Genomic DNA, 21,205 nt, shown 5'->3' on the forward strand with positions numbered 1-21,205 from the left:
ATTTTTAGACATAAAAGTACCCCCAAAAGTTAGTTTTTAACTCGAACTTTTGGGGGTCACTTCAAATTTAGAGGTTTTTTGAAGCTAATTTTATAGAGTAGATTGTTGGTGTATTAAAGCTGAACTTCATTTATAATAATAGTAAGACTTTTTAAAAAGGAGAAGGATTTATGGATAGAGGATTTAAACTAGTCAATAAGCTTTTTATTTTCACTATATTATTAGCTTTATTATATACTCCTATTTCTGCTAAAGCGAATCAAATAACCACAGAGTCATTAACAGAAACTAAAACATCAATAGAAAACAAAGTGGATCAAGAATTACTTAAGAAACTTTCAGAATCATTAATTGATTTGAAAGAGGTTGAAGAATTTGAGGTCAAGATGAAGTGGACCAACCTGGATAAAAATCAAGCGATGGGGCAAGCGACCTACCAAGTAGATGTTACAAAAGGAGACCTGAAGGGCGATTTAAAGTTTCAAATGGAAGATGATTATCCCGAGACAGCAGATTTTGGCTTTATATCATATGGAAGACACCGTTTGTTCTATGTAAAAGAATTTGCTTTTTTAGATAGCCTAGCTTATTTTAAACAAGCTTTTTTTAATTACCAGTTTGATAAACAAATGGCTAAGTACACTAATCTTTATACAGAATTTTCAAATGAAACAATCGGGACGGTTAATCTTAATGAAAAGCCTGCGACTTCTTTGCTGCTCATTCCTAATCAGGATAAGTTAATGAGAGTAGATAAGGGACAATTAAGTTTCAAGAAGGATCAATATCATTTAAATATTGAAAGAATCGATATTCCAAGTCTTTTCTTTGATAAGCACCCCTTCTTATCCATCTCTTATCGTTTAGATCATTTAATTCAACCTTCTACTTCATCTATCATGAGCGAGTATCAAGATTGGGAAAATCAATTCAACCATCAAATTAAAATTAATGAGCAAGCGAATGATTTTTTATTCGGAACAAAAATTGAATCCGAATTTTCTAACCATTTACAAGTTAAGGAAACGGAACACCGAACACCACAGTTCAATAAAACACTAAATTTGATGAGCCAAGGTTTAACTGATAAATTAACGAGTTTCACCATGGACTTTGATCCAGATAAACAAATTTTAGATGTTACCTTGGAGGGTATTGTAGAAAATGTAGCTTTTAACTTTTTTAGCAAAGATACAGCTGAACTTACTACTAAAAGAGTTCGATTAGAATATTCTTTTAAACCTAAAAAAGTAGTTATTCCCCAAAGAACAAGTCTTAAAACAATCAGTCCGGCAGCTGCTGACTATTTAATGGAAGAATTACTATCAAAAGAGAAAAAGTAATGCTTTAAGAAATGGGCTTGTTTTCTAGAGACTTCTACTATAAATGATCTTAAGAATGAAAGGGGTAATAGAATGAAGTGTTTTTATTTAAAAGATTTTGCGAGTCAAAGAATTCAAGCAGGAGAAAAATTAATAAGGTTAGAAGACTTTGAAGATCCTGATGATATTAAAGATGCACCTGAGGGGATGATTATCTTTATTACTGATCGCAGTTATAACTTTAAAGGGCAAGCTTTCGTTGGTCGGCAAAACAAAGGCTTTGCTTGGGTTTTTAGCTTAAATTTGGAAGATTTGTGGTCCAAAGAACTCTTTTCAATTTACTTTCAAGAAGCTGTTGAACGTAGACAATCTCTATTGGACGACCCTACAACAACGGGTTTTCGTTTATTCAATGGTGAAGGAGATGGATTAGGAGGAATATCAATCGACTGGTATGACCATTTCATTCAAATCAACTGGTATTCTAAAGGTGCTTATGAGTATCGTGATTGGTGGCTTGAAATTCTTTTAGAATCTCCACTTGAAGTAGCAGGTATATACGAAACCAAGCGTTTTCCAATAGGTGATAGTGAAAAAGCAATGGGACATGTTACCGGAAAAGAAGCCCAACAGCCTCTAATTATTAAAGAACAGAATCGAAAGTATGCTATTTATTTAGGTCAGGATTGGATGACAGGCCTTTTTTTTGATCAAAGAGAGGTACGACAGTATATTCAAGAGCAAGCAAAAGGCTTGTCTGTGTTAAATCTTTTTTCATACACGGGTGCATTTTCAGTTGCAGCTAGCCTAGGTGGTGCCAGTAATACTATCAGTGTAGATGTAGCTAACCGTTCATTAGAGTTAACTAAAGAAAATTTCTTAATTAATCAATTGGACGCTGACAATTTATCTAACGAGATTAGAATTATGGATGTGTTTGATTATATTGACTATGTCAAACGCTCTTCAAAAGATTTTGATATGGTGGTATGTGATCCTCCTAGTTTTGCCCGAACCAAACGTTATGTTTTTTCAGCCTTAACTGATTATATAAAAATGGCTAAAGATTTGTTTAAAATAACGAAAGCAGGAGGTTTGTGTGTCTTATCCACAAACCATTCAGCTTACTCAAAAGATAAATTTATTGAGGATATGAATGAAGCTGGGCGTTTAAGTGGCAAGAAGGTTCAATTGATTCAAAGTTTTAGACTTCCCGAAGACTACCCTTCTTCCGTTGATCCTACGAGTCAGTATCTTACAGTTCTGGTATATTATTGTTCTGAATAAGAAAGGCAGGGAGTAAGAATGTCTTATATTGCATTAAAAGAAGTTGTTAAAGAATATAAAACTGGCGAAGTCGTTACACGAGCAAATGATGGAGTCAGTTTTACAATTGATGAGGGAGAGTTTGTGGTTATTTTAGGTCCTTCCGGAGCTGGTAAATCAACTACACTAAATATCTTAGGTGGAATGGATCAAGCGACCTCCGGACAGGTAGTTATAGATGGAGAAGACATTGCTAAATACAAGGCTAAGCAGTTAACGCGTTTTAGGCGAAATAACGTTGGTTTTGTCTTTCAAAATTATAATTTAGTTCCTAACCTAACAGCTAAAGAAAATGTGGAATTAATGATCCACATTGCTAAAAGTAATATGCAAGCAGAAACCGTACTTAAAGAAGCAGGGTTAGGACATCGATTAGATAGTTTTCCTGCTCAGCTATCTGGTGGAGAGCAACAGAGAGTTTCTATTGCGCGGGCCTTAGCAGGTAGACCCAAAATTCTTCTTTGTGATGAGCCTACAGGTGCTTTAGATTATGAAACCGGCAAACAAATTTTGAGATTATTACAAGATACATGTCGAGAAACACGTACAACTGTTGTGGTAATCACTCATAATACGGTGATTTCGAAAATGGCAGACCGTGTGATTAAAATTCGTAATGGACAAGTAGAAGAAATCGTTAAAAATCCGCATCCTACTAATGTATTAGATTTACATTGGTAGAAAGGAGGTAACATGAAATCGCTCATAAAGGATATCTTTCGTGAGATATTAAAAAGTTTCCCACGATTCTTATCGATATTAGCTATTATTAGTCTAGGAGTTGCTTTTTTTATTGGAATCAAAGCAACAGGACCAGCTATGGTAGAAACCGCGCGTGACTATTATGAAACTTATGATTTGCCCGACGGTCGTATATTATCTACTCAAGGTATTAATGATAATGACATTAAAGAAATTAAAAATTTAAAAGATGGAGCAGAACTTCGGTTACGTCCCATTAAATCAGTTATTGGTATGGTTGAGCCAAGTACTCAACCTATCAAAGTTTTTGGTATCAATGAACAAGATAAAAAATATTATCAATTGGTTGAAGGGAGATTTCCACAGAAAGCTTCTGAAATCACATTGGATAGTAAGTATCTTGATTTAATTAATACTGATCCAAACGAGTCTGTCAAAGTTGGAGATAAGGTAAAAATCACTCTGAACCAACGAGCAAGTGAAGACGCTATAGATAGTGATAATTCAGATTCAATCTTTTCAATAAAAGATAGTGAATTGATAACAAATGAGTTTGAAGTTGTTGGATTTGTTCAAACACCACTTTATTATGAACGCATTAATCGAGGCCTCGACCATTCTGTTTTTGGGTTAATTCAAGAAGATCAAATACAAGCCAGTTACTATAGTGAAGTTTTCTATTGGATACGTAATAATAGAAAGAGAGCTTATGAACCAGCTTATCAATCAAGGCTCGATCAACTAAAAATTAAATTAGAAGATTTGTTAGCTAATCGTCCAAAACAGCGTTTGGAAGCCAGTAAAAAGGATATTCAAGCTAAATATGATGAGGTTAGTTCAGATTTAGAAGAAGCTAATAATGACTTTGAGGCGGCAAATAAAAAAATCTCCGAAGTCGAAAAGACACTGATAGATTCTGAACAAGACCTTCAAGAAGCTAAGATAGAATTTAGTCAAATTGAAGAAAACTTATTGCGGCAGTCTCTAGAAGGCAATATAGACTCTAATAATCCTCAAGCTTTAGGAAAGCCTGAAGAACAAGCAGAGTTGTTGGAAGGTCAAGAACAAAGCTTAATGGCTAGTAATGAGTTGTTTTTCGGAGAAAATCAACTGAGTCGCTCAAAAAAAGCTGTAGCAGATAGTATTGCTGAGAATAATCTAGAATTAAGAGAAGGACAATTAGCACTTGAGGAACTTAAAGAATTAGAAGCAGATTTAAAAGAACCGACTTATCATGTGTTGACACGTCAAGACGATGCAGCTTATAAATCTCTGAAAGAAAATGCGGAAAAATTGAATGTTATTTCTAATTTGTTTCCAGTTTTCTTTTTTGCTATTGCCGTTTTAGTTGTTTTCACAACTGTTAAGCGCATGTCAAGTGAACAAAGAAACTATATGGGAACCATGCAACAAATGGGATACCATCGCTGGCAAGTAATCTTAAAATTTGTGGTGTATGCTGGGTTAGCAGGAGTGATTGGAATAGTCTTAGGAATATCTTTGGGCTATCGTATCTTTCCACCAATTATTCTACAAGCATATAATTCCATGTTTTATTTGGCTAACCCATTGATTCCTCGCTCTTTATATTGGAATATGATTGTCGGTGCTATTGCTTTAGCTTGTACACTGATACCAGCAATATATACACCTTATGTATTGTTAAAGCAAGCTCCTGCACAACTTTTAAGACCTGAACCCCCTAAACAAGGTAAACAAATTTTACTTGAAAATTGGACTGAGTTTTGGAAACGCTTATCTTTTAATCGTAAAATGACTTTGAGAAACCTTTTCAGATATAAAGGAAGAAATCTCATGACTTTCATTGGTGTAGCAGGCTGTTCAATGTTAATTCTCACTGGTTTTGGAATTAGTGATACTATTTCAGGTTTGCTTTCTAATCAATTTGAGCAATTACAACGCTATGATGCTACCCTGGTCTTGAATGAAGATTTAGGCCAATATCAAACTCAAAAACTGCAAGATGAATTAGCAGATTACGAAGGCATTGAAGCGTATTATCCAATCCGTTCAGAATCCTTAGAATTAGAAAATGATGTTGAAAAAGAAAATGTCAATTTAATAGTTCCGCTAGGTGATGTTCAATCATTTAAAGACTTTGTATTTGTAAGACAAGGTGGAGATGATAAAGTGGCTGAACCAGTTGATTTAGATGAAGCAGGACCTCTTTATACAGAACGATTAGCTGAGTTATTCAACTTAAAACCCAACTCTAAAGCTATCTTTAAAATGGACGATGAAAATTATACGATTCCTTTAAAGGGAGCAGCAGAAAACTATGTCAATCATTATCTCTATATGGGAGAAAATGACTACAATCAGGTGTTTGAAAAGCCCGCTCAAATTAATGCTTTTTTACTGAAATATGAAGCTAATGCCAAAGTGACTCGTATAGAAGACCAGTTACAAGATAATGAGGATGTTCAAGCTATCGTTAATATAACTAATATAGAAGAAGTAGTTAGCAAGACGATGGATAGTTTATACGTCATTACAATTGTTTTAATCGTTTCAGCGGCAGCCTTAGCTTTTGTGGTCTTGTATAACTTGACCAATATTAATATAGAAGAGAGAAATCGTGAACTGGCCACTATCAAAGTTTTAGGTTTTTATGCAAGAGAAGTGAGTTTGTATGTCTATGAGGAAATCTTTATAATCACAGTATTAGGTTCTTCTTTTGGCCTGATAGCTGGACGTGTGCTTACACATATTATTATGAAACAGATGCAAATGAATTCAATGCTCTTTTATCCTAGGGCAACCCTAGCATCCTTTTTAATATCCTTTATTCTTACATTTATTTTCTCAAGTTCTGTTATGCTGATCATGCACCAAAAAATAAAACGTATTAATATGGTAGAAGCTCTCAAGGGACTTGATTAATCAGTCCCGTATTGTTAAGCCCTTTAAGAATATGCTACAATGGTTTAAGTTAAGAACCAATTATAGAGCGACTATCTAAGAGGAGGCAATCAAATGAAGTGTCCAAATTGTGGACGGAAAGTCCGTAGTAAGACCCAATGTGCGTACTGCGGTTATAGATTTAATCAAGCAGATAAAAAAGAACAGAGTTTATTGAAAAAGAGAAAACCTAATGATGAAATATCAGTTGAAAAAGATATCCGTGGTCTAAATGAAGTAGCTGATAATGAAAAACATTCTCAAGCTATCAAAGACAATAGACAGCACGTTCCTGTTAGGCGATCTCTTGAAAAAGAATTAGCAGAAGCAGAAAAAGAAGCCAAATTAGCTTATGAACGTTCACTTCAATCAAATTCAAAAGGCAATGAATCGGAAGAGGATTCAGAAGAAGCTTTTAAGAAAAGGGCAGACGAAATTTTATCTTATCCGTACACTGGCTCATTATTTTCTGATGAATCCACCGATAATGCTGAAGATTATATTGTCCCTAGAACTAAAAAGACTAGTTTTGGTAAAACGCTTTGGACTATTGTCAAATGGTTAATTTTATTGGCAGCCTTTTTTTTAATGTTTGTTTACGGACCTCAATTGGTAGGCATGGTTAAGAGTTATTTGGACCCAATAATAAATCAAAATAGTGAACAACCTGTCCAAGAAACTGAGACTTCTCAACTTCCAAAGGATACTGAAAAAACAATGAATGTTACTTCAGATAATTCTTCTTCTGAAGTAAAATCAGAAGAAGAAAATCAAACAACCACTGTAGAAGATACTGTTTTTGAAATAGAAAAATCAAAGGTAGATGTGGATGCTTATCCGATGATTACAGTTAATCTCGATTTTGCCAACTCTCTTTCTGATGTAGATCAAGAAACATTTAACTTTAAAGTGAAATATAATGAGACTGAAGCAGAATTGAAGGATGAGTTTTCTCTTTTTAAAGAAGGCAAGAAACTTAGATTATCCTTTAATGATCCCGCTTTATCAGTGATTGGTGAAGATACAAGTCAACAAGAGCTTTTAATAAGTGCAGAGAATTTTTCAGAACGCATCGCTTATGAAGTACCAAATAAGCAAGATCAAGCAGAAAGAATTGATCAGTTTAATCAAATAGTTACCAATTACTTTTCTAATCAGGAAACAGTAGCTTTACAAATTCAACAGCTAGGAGATAAAGCACCCTTTGTTTATGAAAACCAAACAATGGAGGCTGATCGTCTAATCGCTTGGTTTATTTTACAACGTACCTATGAATTGCTAGCAGAAGAAACAATTACTCTTGACCAAGAAATCCCTGTTAAAACACAATTAATTGCTTCTGGGGATACAGGACAAGTGGCAAGTCAAGCTAGAGATTCCTATACAGTCCAAGAGTTGATTGATTTAACTATTCAATCAGGAGATGCCTCTGCCATGAATCATCTCGTTCAGCTTGCTGAGGGTGTCAACCGCTTTAACTACTGGTTAAAAGAGTCTGGATATTTTGCTACTCGTATGAACGCTCCATTAGCTATTGAAGAAGATAGTTACATAACGGGTGCAGTCACTGATGTAACGGACTTAGCTAATTTACTTGTCAAATTAGCTAAAAACGAATTGATTGATGGAGAATATGACGACTTGCTGAAAGAATCAGTCAATCTCTCACCATTCACAGATAAATTTCCCAATTATAATGCTAATGTGACTCAACGTTACGAATTATTAACTACCGAAGAAAACCCACAACTTCAACATATTGCCGGGATTGCTCAAGCAGCAGGAGAAGACTATATTTTTGTAGTTCTTACAAAAAAATTCACTGAACCTTATGAAATGAATGGTAAGATAAGCCAAACAATTAATGATATACTCATACAATATTTAGCGAACCAAGAAGGTGCTGAGATCTTAGAAAATGAAACTACTCTTGAGGTGACGCAAGAACCAGTTCAGACTACTCAAGCAGTAGTAACCCCACCTGTTACATCGGTTGAAACAGGTGTAGAGCCGACAGATAATTTATATAATGGCAAGCAAACAGAAAACTATTACTGGTTTGGCGATGAATACCGTAGAGGCACCTGGTATCAAGATGAAAATGGTGCTTGGTATTATTATTAAAAGGTTTATTCAAATGATTAGTTTTGAGATAGAAAGACTTCAATTTAAGAAGTCTTTCTATTTTTAAGAGCTTTTCCACTTCTCACATCACTTTTTAGGTGTATAATAGAGAAAAAGGGAGGAATTTCAATGAGTCCTACACTGATACAAATCGTTATTCATGCTATTAAAGAGAAATTTCAAACTGAAAAAGCTTTTTATGCGGAAAAGTTAGGCATTAGTCCTCAATCTTGGGACCGATGGAAAAAAGGAGAACAAGGTTTAAAATTTGAAAATATCCAAATAATATCGACTTTATTTACTGACTATGAATGGATGCTTGTTCAAAAAGTTGTGCGAAATGCTGAAATAATTCCAGAGGTTTCAGCTAATCCTGTTGGAGAATACCTCTATCTTAAATATCAAATCGCCAAGACTTGGGTTAACCATGGTATGGTACGCTTAGAATGGCATCAGAGTGAAAGCTCAGAAAACCAACAGAACACAATGATCTTGCAATTAATTGCAGATTATCAATTTTGGGGATACAACGATATAATAGAAATTCGTCTACCTGGAGTTTTGAGACAACAATTAGAAACTGATGAGGTAAAACTCTTACAATGGTTTGATGACCAAAGTGATAAAGTAAGAGACACTGTCGAAGAATAAAAATAGAGTGGTGAAGCTATTTGGTGCAAAGAAAACGCAAAAAAGCTCATAGACCCAGAAAAAAAACTTTGAAAAATAATAAGAAACTTAAACAATTCAAAAAATGGCAGGAAGCTTTCTTTAAACGATTAGGATGTTTAAGCTTCTTTATGATTATCTTTATTAGTTTACTTTTTGTGTTGTTATTTCGTTGGATGTCACAACCGGCTCCTAATTTTTATCAAAATGAGCTTTATCAATCAGATCACTTGCTCAAAGAACAATTTATTGCAGATTTGGTCCCAACTGCCCAAGCTTTACAAAGAGAGTTTGGTGTCTATGCTTCTGTGTCTTTAGCTCAAGCTGTTTTAGAATCGGACTTTGGTAGAAGTCAATTAGCTAGCCAGCATAATAATCTATATGGTGTAAAAACAAGTGCTGACGATCCTAATTCTGCACTCTATCCAACAATGGAGTTTTTTGATGGCGAGTGGGTTGAGATTAAGGATTATTTTAAGGTGTATCCTTCTAGACAAGCATCAATGCGTGAGCACGCTCTTTTAATGATTAATGGAACTTCTTGGGATCCTAATCAATATCAAGCTGTATTACAAGCCAAGGATTTCCAATCACAAGCTCAGGCATTACAAGATTCGGGTTATGCAACCGATCCAAATTACGGAGAAAAATTAATAAATATGATTGAAGAGTGGCAATTGGATCAATATGATCAACCATAAAAAGAATAATATGATGGGAGGGATAAAATGGTTCGAAGACATCAACCAGGAAGTATGATTGGTATTATTGGAGACTCACTTACAACCGCTTTACTGGCCCAAGAGGCCGGAAGATTGGGGTATCGTGTAGCAAGCATGGTGAGTCATGATGAAAACCCGGTCAAACAATTTTCTTATTGGCAAATAGTCGATGCTAACTATCAAGACGAGAGTTTAATCGAATTTGCAAGCTTAGTGGATATGATATATATTGAACCAGGTATTTTATCAAACCGACATTATAAATTATTGGAAGAATATACTGACTTGGCTTTATCAGAAGATTTAGTTGCAATTACAACAGACCGTTTAATTGAAAAAGTTTATTTAGACTCTACTAAAAGTTTAGTAGCTCCTTTTTCAATGGTGACTTCCATTGAAGATATTAAAGAAGCGATAGAATATATAGGTTATCCTTGTGTTCTTAAGTCAGGACAACGACATTTGAATCAAGCCAAGGACCACATTCTTCTATTCAATGAGGATGATTTACCTTTAGCAGAGAAGAAAGTTGAGCAAGCAACATGTATACTTGAGGCTTGGATTCCAGTTGAGAAGAGAGTTTCTTTGACTGTTGTCAGAAATGAGCGAGGAGAATTATTGATTTATCCTCCCTTTGAATTAGTAGATAAAGGGTTAATTATTGGTACACAAGTAAGGTATCCTGCGCGTATTGTTGATGAGGTTTCTAATGAAATCAACCGATTAGGCCGATTAATTGCTGAGTCACTTACATTGATTGGGGCTTTGACATTAGAATTCTTTATTACATCTTCTGGTGTTATTTACATCAATCAAGCTTCGATTGGCTTATCGCAAGCGGCAACTTTTACAATCGGCTCGATGTCCATATCGCAATTCGAAGCGTGTATGCGAGCACTGTCAGGCTTGCCTTTGCCTACTTTAAAAGTAAAATCAGCAGCAGCTATAGCGATTCCTTTAGAATATTTAAATATAGAAAATGTCATGACACAATATATGTCTCGCACAGATTGGGGTTTTGCTTTAGTAAATTTTCCTGGACAATTACACAATCATTTGGAAGGACAGGTAATCATAACGGGAGATAGTTTAATATCGTGTGATCGGCAAATTGAAATGACCGGATTATATAAAATTCAATAGAATTAAGAAGCTGAAGGGATAGCCTTGGCTTCTTTTTATTTTATGAGGAGTTGAGAGAAGGCTATAAAGGACATAGGAGATTGTTCTTATTTTTGATATAATATCAAATATTGGAAGCGTTGGTGAAATGGAGTGATAATATGAATTTATTAGAAAGTATAGGTCGATTAAATAATAAGCAAAAGGAGGCTGTATTGACTACCCAGGGACCGCTGTTAATAGCCGCTGGGGCAGGTTCAGGAAAAACACGGGTTCTTACTCACCGAATCGCTTATCTTGTTGAAGAAGAAAGAGTAAATCCTTGGAATATATTGGCTATTACTTTTACAAATAAAGCCGCAAATGAAATGAAAGAGCGGATTAAAAACTTAGTTGGCCCAGATGCAGACTCTATATGGGTCTCAACATTTCATGCAATGTGTGTGAGGATACTTAGAAGAGAGGGCGAAAAAATCGGTTATCAACGAAATTTCTCAATCGTAGACCCATCTGAACAACTAACTTTGATGCGTCAAGTGTTAAAAGAATTAAATTTAGATAGCAAACAATTTAAAGATAAGAATCTTCTATGGCAAATTGAACAAGCAAAAAATGAAGGTAAAAGCCCAGCACATTATTTACAAACTGCCGGTAATTTTGTTGAAGAAATTTATGCAAAAGTCTATCAACTTTATCAGACAAAATTAAAACAAGCCAACGCCATGGATTTTAATGATTTGATTCTTAATACTGTTAAATTATTAGAAGAATATGATGATGTCCGTCACTTTTATCAGCATAAGTTTCAATATATTCATGTTGATGAGTACCAAGATACCAATAATACTCAGTATCAACTCATTCGATTATTAACAGGAATTCTTAATAACATTTGTGTAGTAGGAGATGCTGATCAATCTATTTATGGCTGGCGCGGCGCAAATATGGAAAACATTTTAAACTTTGAATCTGACTTTCCTCAAGCTAAAACGATTCTATTAGAACAAAACTACCGTTCCAGTCAAAATATTTTAGCTGCAGCTAATAGTGTGATTAAAAATAATCGAAATCGTAAAGTTAAGAAATTATGGTCTAATAAGGACAAAGGAAGCAAGATTAAGTTTTATCATTCAGACAACGACTCAGAGGAGGCGCTTTTTGTTATTCAAGAAATTATTGAGCTTAAAGATCGTTTTAATTTAAAAAATGATGATTTTGCTATTCTTTATCGAACTCAAGCTCAGTCACGCTCTTTAGAGGACCAGCTGTTAAAAGCCAATTTACCTTATAAAATTATTGGGGGCTTGAAGTTTTATGCTCGTAAAGAAATCCAAGACACCTTGGCTTATTTAAGGTTAATTAATAACCCCGCTGACAACCTTAGCTTTAATCGAATTGTGAATGTTCCTAAACGTGGAATTGGAAATACCACTATCGAGCGGTTATCAAATTTTGCTGCTCAGATTCAGTTACCCTGGTTCATGGCGATCGATTATTTAGATCAGTCTCAACTATCTAAAGCAGTACAAAAGAAATTACAAACGTTTGCTCAAATGGTTAAAAATCTTCAAGAACAAGCAAAATATCTCTCTATGAGTGAACTAGTAGAGCAAGTGTGGCAGCTTTCAAACTATACTCAGGCTTTAATTGAAGAAGGCACTCTTGAAAGTCGAGCTCGCTTAGAAAACTTAGAAGAATTTGCTTCAGTAACTAAACTTTTTGACCAAGAGGATCATAGTTTACTGTTAGAAAAAGATCCTGATTTTCAAAATCAAGATCAAAGCACTATCGAATCGCAAGCAATTTTAGAAATATCAGGTTCAAATGTTGCTTTGGATCTATTTGAGTCAGCAGTGGAAAGTGAGGACGATACTAATCAATCAACAGCTTTATTGACTCAATTCCTTACAGAATTGTCTTTGGTTAGTGATAACCAAGAAGAGGATGAACAAATGGGTATCACTTTGATGACTCTACATGCAGCCAAGGGCTTAGAATTTCCGGTTGTCTTTATTGTTGGAATGGAAGAAGGGATTTTCCCATCCTATCGTTCTTTTGATAATGAAGAAGATTTAGAGGAAGAAAGAAGATTAGCCTATGTAGGAATGACACGCGCTGAGGAAATATTATATTTAACAGCAGCATCCAATCGTCTACTATACGGACGTTATCAGCAAAATTTAGTTAGTCGATTTATAGATGAGATTGAACAAGATTTACTTGAGCATATTGGACTTCCAGGAAGAGTCAAAAGATTTACTGCAAATAATCGAGGAAAAAACCAAGCCAATAGAGTTAAGTTAAGTCCCCCTTCGGCTCCCGTTAAGAAGAAGCGAGCTTTCCAAGCAACTTCAAATGTCAAAGGTCTAGAAATGATTAACTGGCAAGTGGGAGACAAAGTGGACCACAAAGCTTGGGGTCAAGGGACAATTGTAAAAGTTGACAAGTCAGCTAGCGACCAAATTTTAAAAGTAGCTTTTCCAGAGCAAGGAATTAAACAGTTAATGGCAGCATTTGCTCCAATTACTAAGTTATCAGATTAGGAGGCTCCTGATGTCTAATCAGCAGAAAGAAAGACAACGTTTAGATGCTTTAAAAGAAAAATTAAATAATTATGCTTACTCTTACTATGTATTGGATCAGTCATTAATTACGGATGCAGAGTATGATGAGCTGTATCAAGAATTGCTCATGATTGAAGCTAAGTATCCGGAGTGGGTCACTTTGGACTCACCTAGTCAGAGAGTGGGTGACCAGCTGTTAGAAGGTTTTCAAAAGGTTAAACATGCTCAAACCATGTACTCTTTAAGTAATGCTTTTAATGAAGCAGACATACACGCTTTTATTAAAAAGGTAGAAGAAGTGGTTGGGTCTCAGCATTCTTTTATCTGTGAGTGTAAAATCGATGGTCTTGCCATTGCCTTAACTTATGAAGATGGTTTGTTTGTTCGAGGAGCTACACGAGGTAATGGTCAAACGGGAGAAGATATTACTCAAAACCTACGAACAATCCATTCCTTACCATTACGACTGAGAAAGCCCATTTCAGGTGAATTTCGAGGAGAAGCTTATATGCCTAAAGAGGTCTTTTTAAAATTAAATGAACAAAGAGATGAGGCAGGGGAAAGTCCCTTGGCTAATCCTCGCAATGCGGCAGCTGGTGCATTGCGACAGAAAGATCCCGCAAAGGCAGCAAAGAGGCAACTAAACATATTTATGTATAATTGCTCTAGTCAATCGGATATAGAGGCAACTTCTCAAGGAGAACTCCTAGAAGAGATGGAAGCTGTTGGCTTAAGAACGAACTCTTTTAGAAAAGAATGTCATAATTTTAATGAAGTATGGGAGTTTATCCAAACGGTTGGCCAAAAAAGGCACCAATTACCCTATGAGATTGATGGAGTGGTTATTAAAGTCAATGCTTTTGAATATCAAGAAAAATTGGGGCATACTATTAAAGCGCCCCGTTGGGCAATTGCCTATAAGTTTCCAGCAGAAGTTGCTCAAACAACTTTACTTAATGTAGATTGGACAGTGGGTAGAACTGGAGTAGTTACCCCTACCGCTATTATGGAGGCTGTTCAATTGGCAGGAACTACTGTTCAAAGAGCAAGTCTTCATAATGTAGATCTTATTGAAAAACTTGATTTACATATAGGTGATCAAGTCGTTATCCATAAGGCAGGAGATATTATTCCCGAAATATTAGAGGTTGATCTAACTAAAAGAAAGCGAGATGATCGACCGGTAGCTATTCCTACCGAATGTCCACAATGTCATGAAGAGCTAGTGAAAATTAAAGATGAAGTGGCTTTAAGATGTGTTAATCCTAACTGTCCCGCCCAAAGGTTGGCTCAGATTACTCATTTTGTTTCCCGATTAGCCATGAATATTGATGGTCTGGGTGAAAAAATTATTGAGCAATTATTGGACCATCATTTGATTGAAAATCCGGCTGATCTTTATTATCTCAAGCAAGAAGACCTTTTAAAACTTGATAAGATTAAAGAAAAGTCAGCTAACAACTTGATCCAAGCGATTAATGAGTCTAAGGATAGGGGATTAGATCGATTACTATTTGCTTTGGGAATTCGTCATGTCGGTGCAAAAGCTGCTCGCCTAATTGCCGAAGAATTTGGTACAATAGAAACAGTGATGATTGCCGAGGCAGAACAAGTCGGTCAAATTGAGGGCATAGGTGAAATCATCTCTCAATCACTGGTTCATTATTTCCAACAAGAGTCTTCATTAAAATTGATTGATCGTTTAAAAAAAATAGGTGTCAAAACCGATTTTCAAACAACCGTGATTGGCACTCAACAGACCAATGAATTTAAAGGAAAGACTATTGTTCTAACTGGTAGTATGAATGCTTATACTCGTAATGAAGCAAAGCAAATTTTACAAAATTTAGGAGCAAATGTAACCGGCTCAGTCTCAAAGAAAACAGATATATTGATTGCGGGGGCAGAAGCCGGCAGTAAATTAATAAAAGCTCGGGATTTAGGTGTTACAATCATAGATGAATCTACATTTATAGAAAAATTAGTAGAAAGTGGAATTAACGATGCAAAATAAATTGAAATGTATCACATTGCTAACCTGTCTTACTTTATTGTCAGGTTGCTTAAATAATTTAGAGGTAAAAAAAGAAGAAGCAGAACTGACACCTGAGAAGGTGATGGCCAGGTCAACTTCTAACCAATTAGCTAATGAAAATTATCGAGCTGTAATAACAGATGGTAAGTATCAACTCGGCCCCTCAGCTAGTGCAGACTACACATTATCTTCAACGGGCAATGCCTTTGCTTTCGAAGATGGTCTGTTACGTTTGTCACGAGAGGTGTTTCCTACCGATCAATACTTTTTACAAGAAGGCCAATTGATTGATGGTGATACATTGACTTCTTGGGTAGGCAGAGAAGCAGACAATAATCCAGCAGGCTTAAACCCTGCTATCCCTGTCGATAGTGGTGGTGCTAATCGTGAAACAACATCTTCTGACACTGATACTACTGTTGAGAATCAATCCCCTACTATTGAAGAAGCGACAGTAACTTCGGTTTTAGAAGATGGTCAAGAGGTTATGGTTGATGTAGAGGGTAATATCATTGATGAGAACGCCGGTAGGCCAGATCAGGTTGTCACTCAGGTTCAATCTACGCCTATTTACTTATCGCAAATTTTAGAAAAAAATATTATGGTTGAAACTGAAACAGGGTACAAGCTAGCAGGTATTGTTCTTGGCTTATCCATGAATTCGCGTTATGAGTACACCGACCCAGAGGGGGTTGTTTACGAAGAAGAAATCTCTATGGGAGAAATGCGTGAGCGCGGAAGAGCTTATGCTAATATAATTGTGGGTCGTTTAAGAGCAACCGAAGAATTGAGATCTATTCCTATTCTAGTGGGTATATACCGACAGGCACCTTCTGATGAAATTGTAGGGGGTAGTTTTGTCTTGGATGGTATTTCACGTGAGGGAAATGCGGTTTCTGATTGGAAAGAGCTTAATGAATACCGAGTTGCTCTACCTATGACTGATTCAGGTGTCGAAGCAGAAAAATACGCTTATTTTGATAGTTTTTCTAAAGGCATTCGTGAGTTTTTCCCCAATCTGAATGGTATTTCCGGTCAAGTATTATATGCAGACGATCAGTTGAAAACATTAGATATTGAAATAGTCACACAGTTTTATCAAACAACAGAAATTACTGCTTTAAGTCAGCATGTGCTGGACACTGCGCAGAAAACATTACCTGAGAACATAGCAATTGAGATTAAAATTGTTTCTAATGCGGATACAGAAGCTTATATAGGTAGAAATGCAGGAGAAACGGAGTATCAATCACATATATTTAGACAATAAGAAGAGGGGGAAAAGAATGATTACACGCGAGGAAATTAAGCATGTTGCAAAATTAGCCAAATTAAGTTTTAGTGAGGAAGAACTGGACCAATTTGCTCCAAATATCCAAGAGATTGTTGAAATGGTTGAGCATTTACAAGAGGTGAACACGGAAGGTGTCGAGCCGACTTATCATGGTAACCAGTTGAAGAATGTTTATCGTGAAGATATCGCAGTCCCTAATCCGTCTTATCGAGCCTTATTGGATAATGCCCCAACAGTAAATGAAGGCTATATTCAAGTACCAGTGATTATCGAAGATGAAAAAGGAGATTAAGATGAAAAAATTCCCAACAACCATTACTGAGATGAAAAAAGGGCTAGAATCAGGAACATTTACAGCTGTCGAATTGCTTGAACATACCTACCGGCAAATTGAGACTTTGGAGAGTGCTGTTCAATCCTTTTTAAATTATGAAGATTTTAAAGAGCCGGCTTTTGAAGTGGCTAAAGCTGCAGATGAAGAAGGCTATTCGAATAATGATTCAAAATTATTAAAAGGCATTCCTATAGCAATCAAAGATAATATTTTAACAGCTGATTTTAAAACAACTGCAGCCAGTAAAATGCTTGAAGATTTTGTGCCAACTTATGATGCCTTTGTTATAAAACAATTAAAAAAGGCAGGAGCCATTATAGTGGGTAAGGTTAACCTAGATGAGTTCGCTATGGGAGGATCTACTGAAAATTCCTATTTTAAAACAAGTAAAAATCCTTGGGATCTTGAAAGAGTACCAGGAGGCTCTTCGGGGGGGTCGTCAGCAGCCGTAAGTGCTAGACAGGTGCCAGCAGCTTTAGGAACCGATACCGGTGGTTCGATTCGTCAACCTGCCTCTTATACAGGTATTGTTGGAATGAAGCCAACTTATGGTCGTGTTTCTCGTCATGGAGTGATCGCTTTTGCTTCTAGTCTTGATCAAGTCGGACCGATGACTTTAACAGTTGAAGATAACGCTTTACTTTTACAAGTGATTGCGGGGCATGATCCAAATGATGCGACCAGTTTAGCCGACGAAAAATTAGATTTTAGCAGTTTGATTGGTCAATCCATTGAAGGCAAGCGAATTGCTTTTCCTAAAGAATATCAATCAGAGGTCATTGATGCGGATGTTCGTCAAGCAATGGAAAAAGCAGCTGATTATTTTACAAGTAAAGGAGCAATCGTTGAAGAAGTTTCTCTTCCTCACTCTGAGTACGGGATTAATGTTTATTACATACTAGCTTCTGCGGAAGCTTCATCTAATTTACAGCGTTATGACGGTATTCGCTACGGTTATCGTTCAAAAGCAGCTGAAAATTTAGAAGAAATCTACTTAAAATCTCGCTCTGAAGGCTTTGGTCCTGAAGTCAAGCGACGATTAATGGTAGGGACTTATTCTTTAAGCTCAGGCGCCTATGATAAATTCTTCAAGAAGGCAGCGCAAGTGCGCTCATTAATTATTCAAGACTTTAAAGAAGTATTTGATCAATTCGATCTTATTATGGGACCGGTCACTAATTCGACAGCTTACAAAATTGGTGAACGCATTTCAGATCCGCTCAAAATGTATGTGGCAGATTTGTTGACAATCCCGGTTAATTTGGCTGGAATACCCAGCCTATCTGTACCTGCCGGCTTTGATAGCAAGGGCTTGCCTATTGGAATGGCACTCACAGGCCCAGTGGATAGCGAAGCCTTACTTTACCAAATGGCTTATGATTTTGAGCAAGGTCACGACTTTGTTAAGCAAGCACCTAAACTATAGGAGGATCTAGATGAATTTTGAAACAGTAATCGGACTTGAAGTCCATGTGGAATTAAAAACCCAATCTAAAATCTTTTCTTCCTCACCTGTTGGCTTCGGTGTGGATCCCAACGCCAATACCAATGAGAAAGATTGGGGCTATCCGGGAGCGTTACCGACTATGAATCGCCAAGCGATAGAATACGGAATGAAAGCTTCTCTAGCTTTAAATTGCCAGGTAGCTAAGCAGATGAAGTTTGATCGTAAAAATTATTTTTACCCGGATAATCCATCTGCCTACCAAATTTCTCAATTTGATCAACCGGTCGGGTCTAATGGATACCTGGATATTGAAGTAGAAGGAAAAAAAAGTCGGATACGTATTGAACGTGTTCATTTGGAAGAAGATGCAGGAAAAAACACACACGGAGTGGACGGCTATTCATATGTTGATTTAAATCGCCAAGGTACGCCATTAATTGAAATTGTTACCGAAGCAGATATTCGTTCCCCTAAAGAGGCCCACGCCTTTCTAGAAGCCTTACGGGAGAGAATAATGTATACAGGCGTTTCGGATGTGAAAATGGAAGAGGGCTCTTTACGCTGCGATGGTAATATTTCAATTCGACCTTTTGGCCAAGAAGCTTTCGGGACAAAAACTGAAATCAAGAACTTAAATTCCTTTAATTATGTTCGCAAAGGTTTAGAGTTTGAAGAAAAACGTCAGGAAAATATTTTAAGATCTGGTGGTATCATTTATCAAGAAACACGTCGTTATGACGAGAAAACAGGACAAACGATTCTAATGCGTACTAAAGAGGGGGCGGCAGATTACCGCTACTTCCCTGAACCAGATCTACCACCGGTAACTATTTCACAAGAATGGATTGATCAAGTCCAGCAAACGATGCCAGAAATGCCAGAAGTGCGTCGTAAAAAGTATGTTGAGAATTATCAGCTTCCGGAATACGATGCCATGGTCTTAACCCTTCAAAAGGAAATGTCAGATTTCTTTGAAGAAACTATTCAAGAAGGAGCAGATGCAAAGCAAGCTTCCAACTGGTTAATGGGAGAAGTATCTGCTTATCTAAATGCACAACAGCTTGAGCTTTCTCAAACAGGTTTAACTCCTAAGAATTTAGCAGAAATGATCCAACTAATTGATAAAGGAACAATTTCTTCCAAAATTGCCAAAAAACTCTTCAAAATATTAGCTCAAGAAGGGGGCAACGCTAAAGAAATTGTTGAAGCTCAAGGAATGGCTCAACTTTCAGATCCAGCCCAATTGAAACCTTTGATTGAAGATATTATTGAAAATAATCCACAATCCGTTGAAGACTATAAGAATGGAAAAGATCGAGCTGTTGGATTTTTTGTAGGACAAGTTATGAAAAAAACTAAAGGTCAAGCAAACCCCCAAGTCGTTAATGAGTTAATCCTTGAAAAATTGCAAACAATGTAGCTATAAGGAATCATAAACGAGACAAGTGAAAACCGACATTTGTGTCGTTTTTACTGGATTCAAACAATTATAAGAAAAGCCATTTATAAAAGAAGATAGGAAGTGTAAAAATGAAAAATATCATATCGTCATTATTAATGACAATCGTCGGAACATTCTTAGTCGCATTAGCTATCAACTTAGTATCTTTACCGAACGAGTTGGGAGATGGCGGAGTTACTGGTTTTACCCTCTTTCTTCACTATACTCTAAACTTTGATATTCCTAAGACCGCCTTCGTTTTAAACGTGATTATTCTGATTATTGGTTGGAAATTATTGAGTAAAATGACGATTGTTTATACGCTCTTATCAATTGCTGCACTTTCGTTTTTTTTAAAAGTCGTTCAGCCTACCCCTTTCATTCCAGATAACCAATTAGTTGCTCCTTTAGTATCAGGGGTAATTATGGGAACAGGATTGGGAATTGTCATTCGTGGCGGTGGATCAACCGGAGGTACAGATATTCTTGCTTTAATTTTGAATAAGTATGTTGGAATTAGCGTTTCAAATGCTTTACTAATATTTGATGGAGTGATTATTTCCTTATTATTTTTTGCGATTGGTCTAGAAAAAGGCGCTATTTCCATTGTTGGGATTCTCCTGTATAGCCGAATCTTAAACTTCTGGGTTACAGGTTACAATCCTAAAAATGCACTGTTTGTTATTTCAGAAAAACATGAAGAAATTGGTAATGAAATTATGGATAAAGTTAAGCGCGGGGTTACTATCTTCTCTGGTTATGGCTTCTACTCAAAGGCTCAACGACAAATATTATATGTGGTGGTTTCCAATCGTCAGCTAATGGCGGTTAAAAAGATTGTTCATAATATTGACCCTAAAGCATTTATTGCGGTTAACGATGTTCAACAAGTGGATGGTGAAGGCTTTACCTTCTTACGTGAACCTGAAGAAATGACTTTAGAGACTGACGAAAGTATTTTAAATACAAATGGCTAATATAATGCTTTCTATTTCTTAAGAATAATTATAAAAACCTTGCATGATTTGGCACTGCACCCCATAAATGGGACAGAATAAAGAACACCTCTGTTAGGCTGTTTGTTGTCGGTATTGAACCGGTGACACCTAGCCTAATATTTGTTGACCTCGCTTATGATTAACAGTTTTTTCTGTTTCTAAGTTGATTAAATGGGTGATTTT

15 protein-coding genes are annotated in these 21,205 nt (G+C 36.2%); all 15 read left to right on the forward strand.

All coding sequences use genetic code 11. The annotated features are described in order from the left end of the window. Positions 1 to 170 precede the first annotated feature (170 nt). The 15 genes from ACQV2P_RS07560 (at position 171) to ACQV2P_RS07630 (ending at position 21,001) form a co-directional block, all read left to right on the forward strand. Positions 171 to 1,343, forward strand: a complete 1,173-nt coding sequence (locus ACQV2P_RS07560; RefSeq protein WP_428873554.1) for a hypothetical protein — start codon at positions 171 to 173, stop codon at positions 1,341 to 1,343. 72 nt (positions 1,344 to 1,415) lie between these two features. Beyond that, positions 1,416 to 2,609, forward strand: coding sequence for a class I SAM-dependent rRNA methyltransferase (locus tag ACQV2P_RS07565; protein WP_428894828.1), 1,194 nt, complete (start codon positions 1,416 to 1,418; stop codon positions 2,607 to 2,609). An 18-nt stretch (positions 2,610 to 2,627) separates the two neighbouring features. Continuing rightward, entirely contained in the window at positions 2,628 to 3,329 is a 702-nt protein-coding gene (locus ACQV2P_RS07570; protein ID WP_428873556.1) for an ABC transporter ATP-binding protein, read from the forward strand. Between the two features lie 12 nt (positions 3,330 to 3,341). Next, a complete protein-coding gene (locus ACQV2P_RS07575; protein WP_428876302.1) occupies positions 3,342 to 6,254 on the forward strand; it encodes an FtsX-like permease family protein in 2,913 nt (970 codons plus the stop codon). 93 nt (positions 6,255 to 6,347) lie between these two features. After that, positions 6,348 to 8,396 carry a serine hydrolase gene (locus tag ACQV2P_RS07580; RefSeq protein ID WP_428894829.1) on the forward strand — a complete coding sequence of 683 codons (2,049 nt, stop codon included), beginning with the start codon at positions 6,348 to 6,350 and terminating at the stop codon, positions 8,394 to 8,396. Positions 8,397 to 8,525: 129 nt separating this feature from the next. Continuing rightward, positions 8,526 to 9,047 carry a hypothetical protein gene (locus ACQV2P_RS07585; protein WP_428873559.1) on the forward strand — a complete coding sequence of 174 codons (522 nt, stop codon included), beginning with the start codon at positions 8,526 to 8,528 and terminating at the stop codon, positions 9,045 to 9,047. Positions 9,048 to 9,115: 68 nt separating this feature from the next. Beyond that, the gene (locus ACQV2P_RS07590) at positions 9,116 to 9,766 is read left to right on the forward strand and encodes a glycoside hydrolase family 73 protein (protein ID WP_428873560.1); all 651 of its coding nucleotides are present in this window, start codon (positions 9,116 to 9,118) and stop codon (positions 9,764 to 9,766) included. A 27-nt stretch (positions 9,767 to 9,793) separates the two neighbouring features. Next, positions 9,794 to 10,930 (forward strand): ATP-grasp domain-containing protein, encoded by a 1,137-nt coding sequence (locus ACQV2P_RS07595; RefSeq protein WP_428873561.1) that lies wholly within the window; start codon positions 9,794 to 9,796, stop codon positions 10,928 to 10,930. A 140-nt stretch (positions 10,931 to 11,070) separates the two neighbouring features. Next, the gene (locus ACQV2P_RS07600; RefSeq protein WP_428873562.1) at positions 11,071 to 13,452 is read left to right on the forward strand and encodes a UvrD-helicase domain-containing protein; all 2,382 of its coding nucleotides are present in this window, start codon (positions 11,071 to 11,073) and stop codon (positions 13,450 to 13,452) included. Between the two features lie 10 nt (positions 13,453 to 13,462). Continuing rightward, complete coding sequence (gene ligA, locus ACQV2P_RS07605) at positions 13,463 to 15,487, forward strand: NAD-dependent DNA ligase LigA (RefSeq protein ID WP_428874874.1); 2,025 nt, start codon at positions 13,463 to 13,465, stop codon at positions 15,485 to 15,487. Further along, positions 15,477 to 16,778 carry a CamS family sex pheromone protein gene (locus tag ACQV2P_RS07610; protein ID WP_428873564.1) on the forward strand — a complete coding sequence of 434 codons (1,302 nt, stop codon included), beginning with the start codon at positions 15,477 to 15,479 and terminating at the stop codon, positions 16,776 to 16,778. The genes ligA and ACQV2P_RS07610 overlap by 11 nt, the downstream gene beginning before the upstream one ends. Positions 16,779 to 16,794: 16 nt before the next feature. Beyond that, a complete protein-coding gene (gatC, locus tag ACQV2P_RS07615; protein ID WP_428873565.1) occupies positions 16,795 to 17,094 on the forward strand; it encodes an Asp-tRNA(Asn)/Glu-tRNA(Gln) amidotransferase subunit GatC in 300 nt (99 codons plus the stop codon). Position 17,095: 1 nt separating this feature from the next. Beyond that, the gene (gene gatA / locus ACQV2P_RS07620; protein ID WP_428873566.1) at positions 17,096 to 18,562 is read left to right on the forward strand and encodes an Asp-tRNA(Asn)/Glu-tRNA(Gln) amidotransferase subunit GatA; all 1,467 of its coding nucleotides are present in this window, start codon (positions 17,096 to 17,098) and stop codon (positions 18,560 to 18,562) included. Between the two features lie 10 nt (positions 18,563 to 18,572). Next, complete coding sequence (gatB, locus tag ACQV2P_RS07625; RefSeq protein ID WP_428894830.1) at positions 18,573 to 20,003, forward strand: Asp-tRNA(Asn)/Glu-tRNA(Gln) amidotransferase subunit GatB; 1,431 nt, start codon at positions 18,573 to 18,575, stop codon at positions 20,001 to 20,003. A 110-nt stretch (positions 20,004 to 20,113) separates the two neighbouring features. After that, positions 20,114 to 21,001, forward strand: a complete 888-nt coding sequence (locus ACQV2P_RS07630; protein ID WP_428873568.1) for a YitT family protein — start codon at positions 20,114 to 20,116, stop codon at positions 20,999 to 21,001. Positions 21,002 to 21,205: the final 204 nt, after the last annotated feature.

The organism is Facklamia sp. P12932, assembly GCF_050409545.1.
GTDB lineage: Bacteria > Bacillota > Bacilli > Lactobacillales > Aerococcaceae > Facklamia.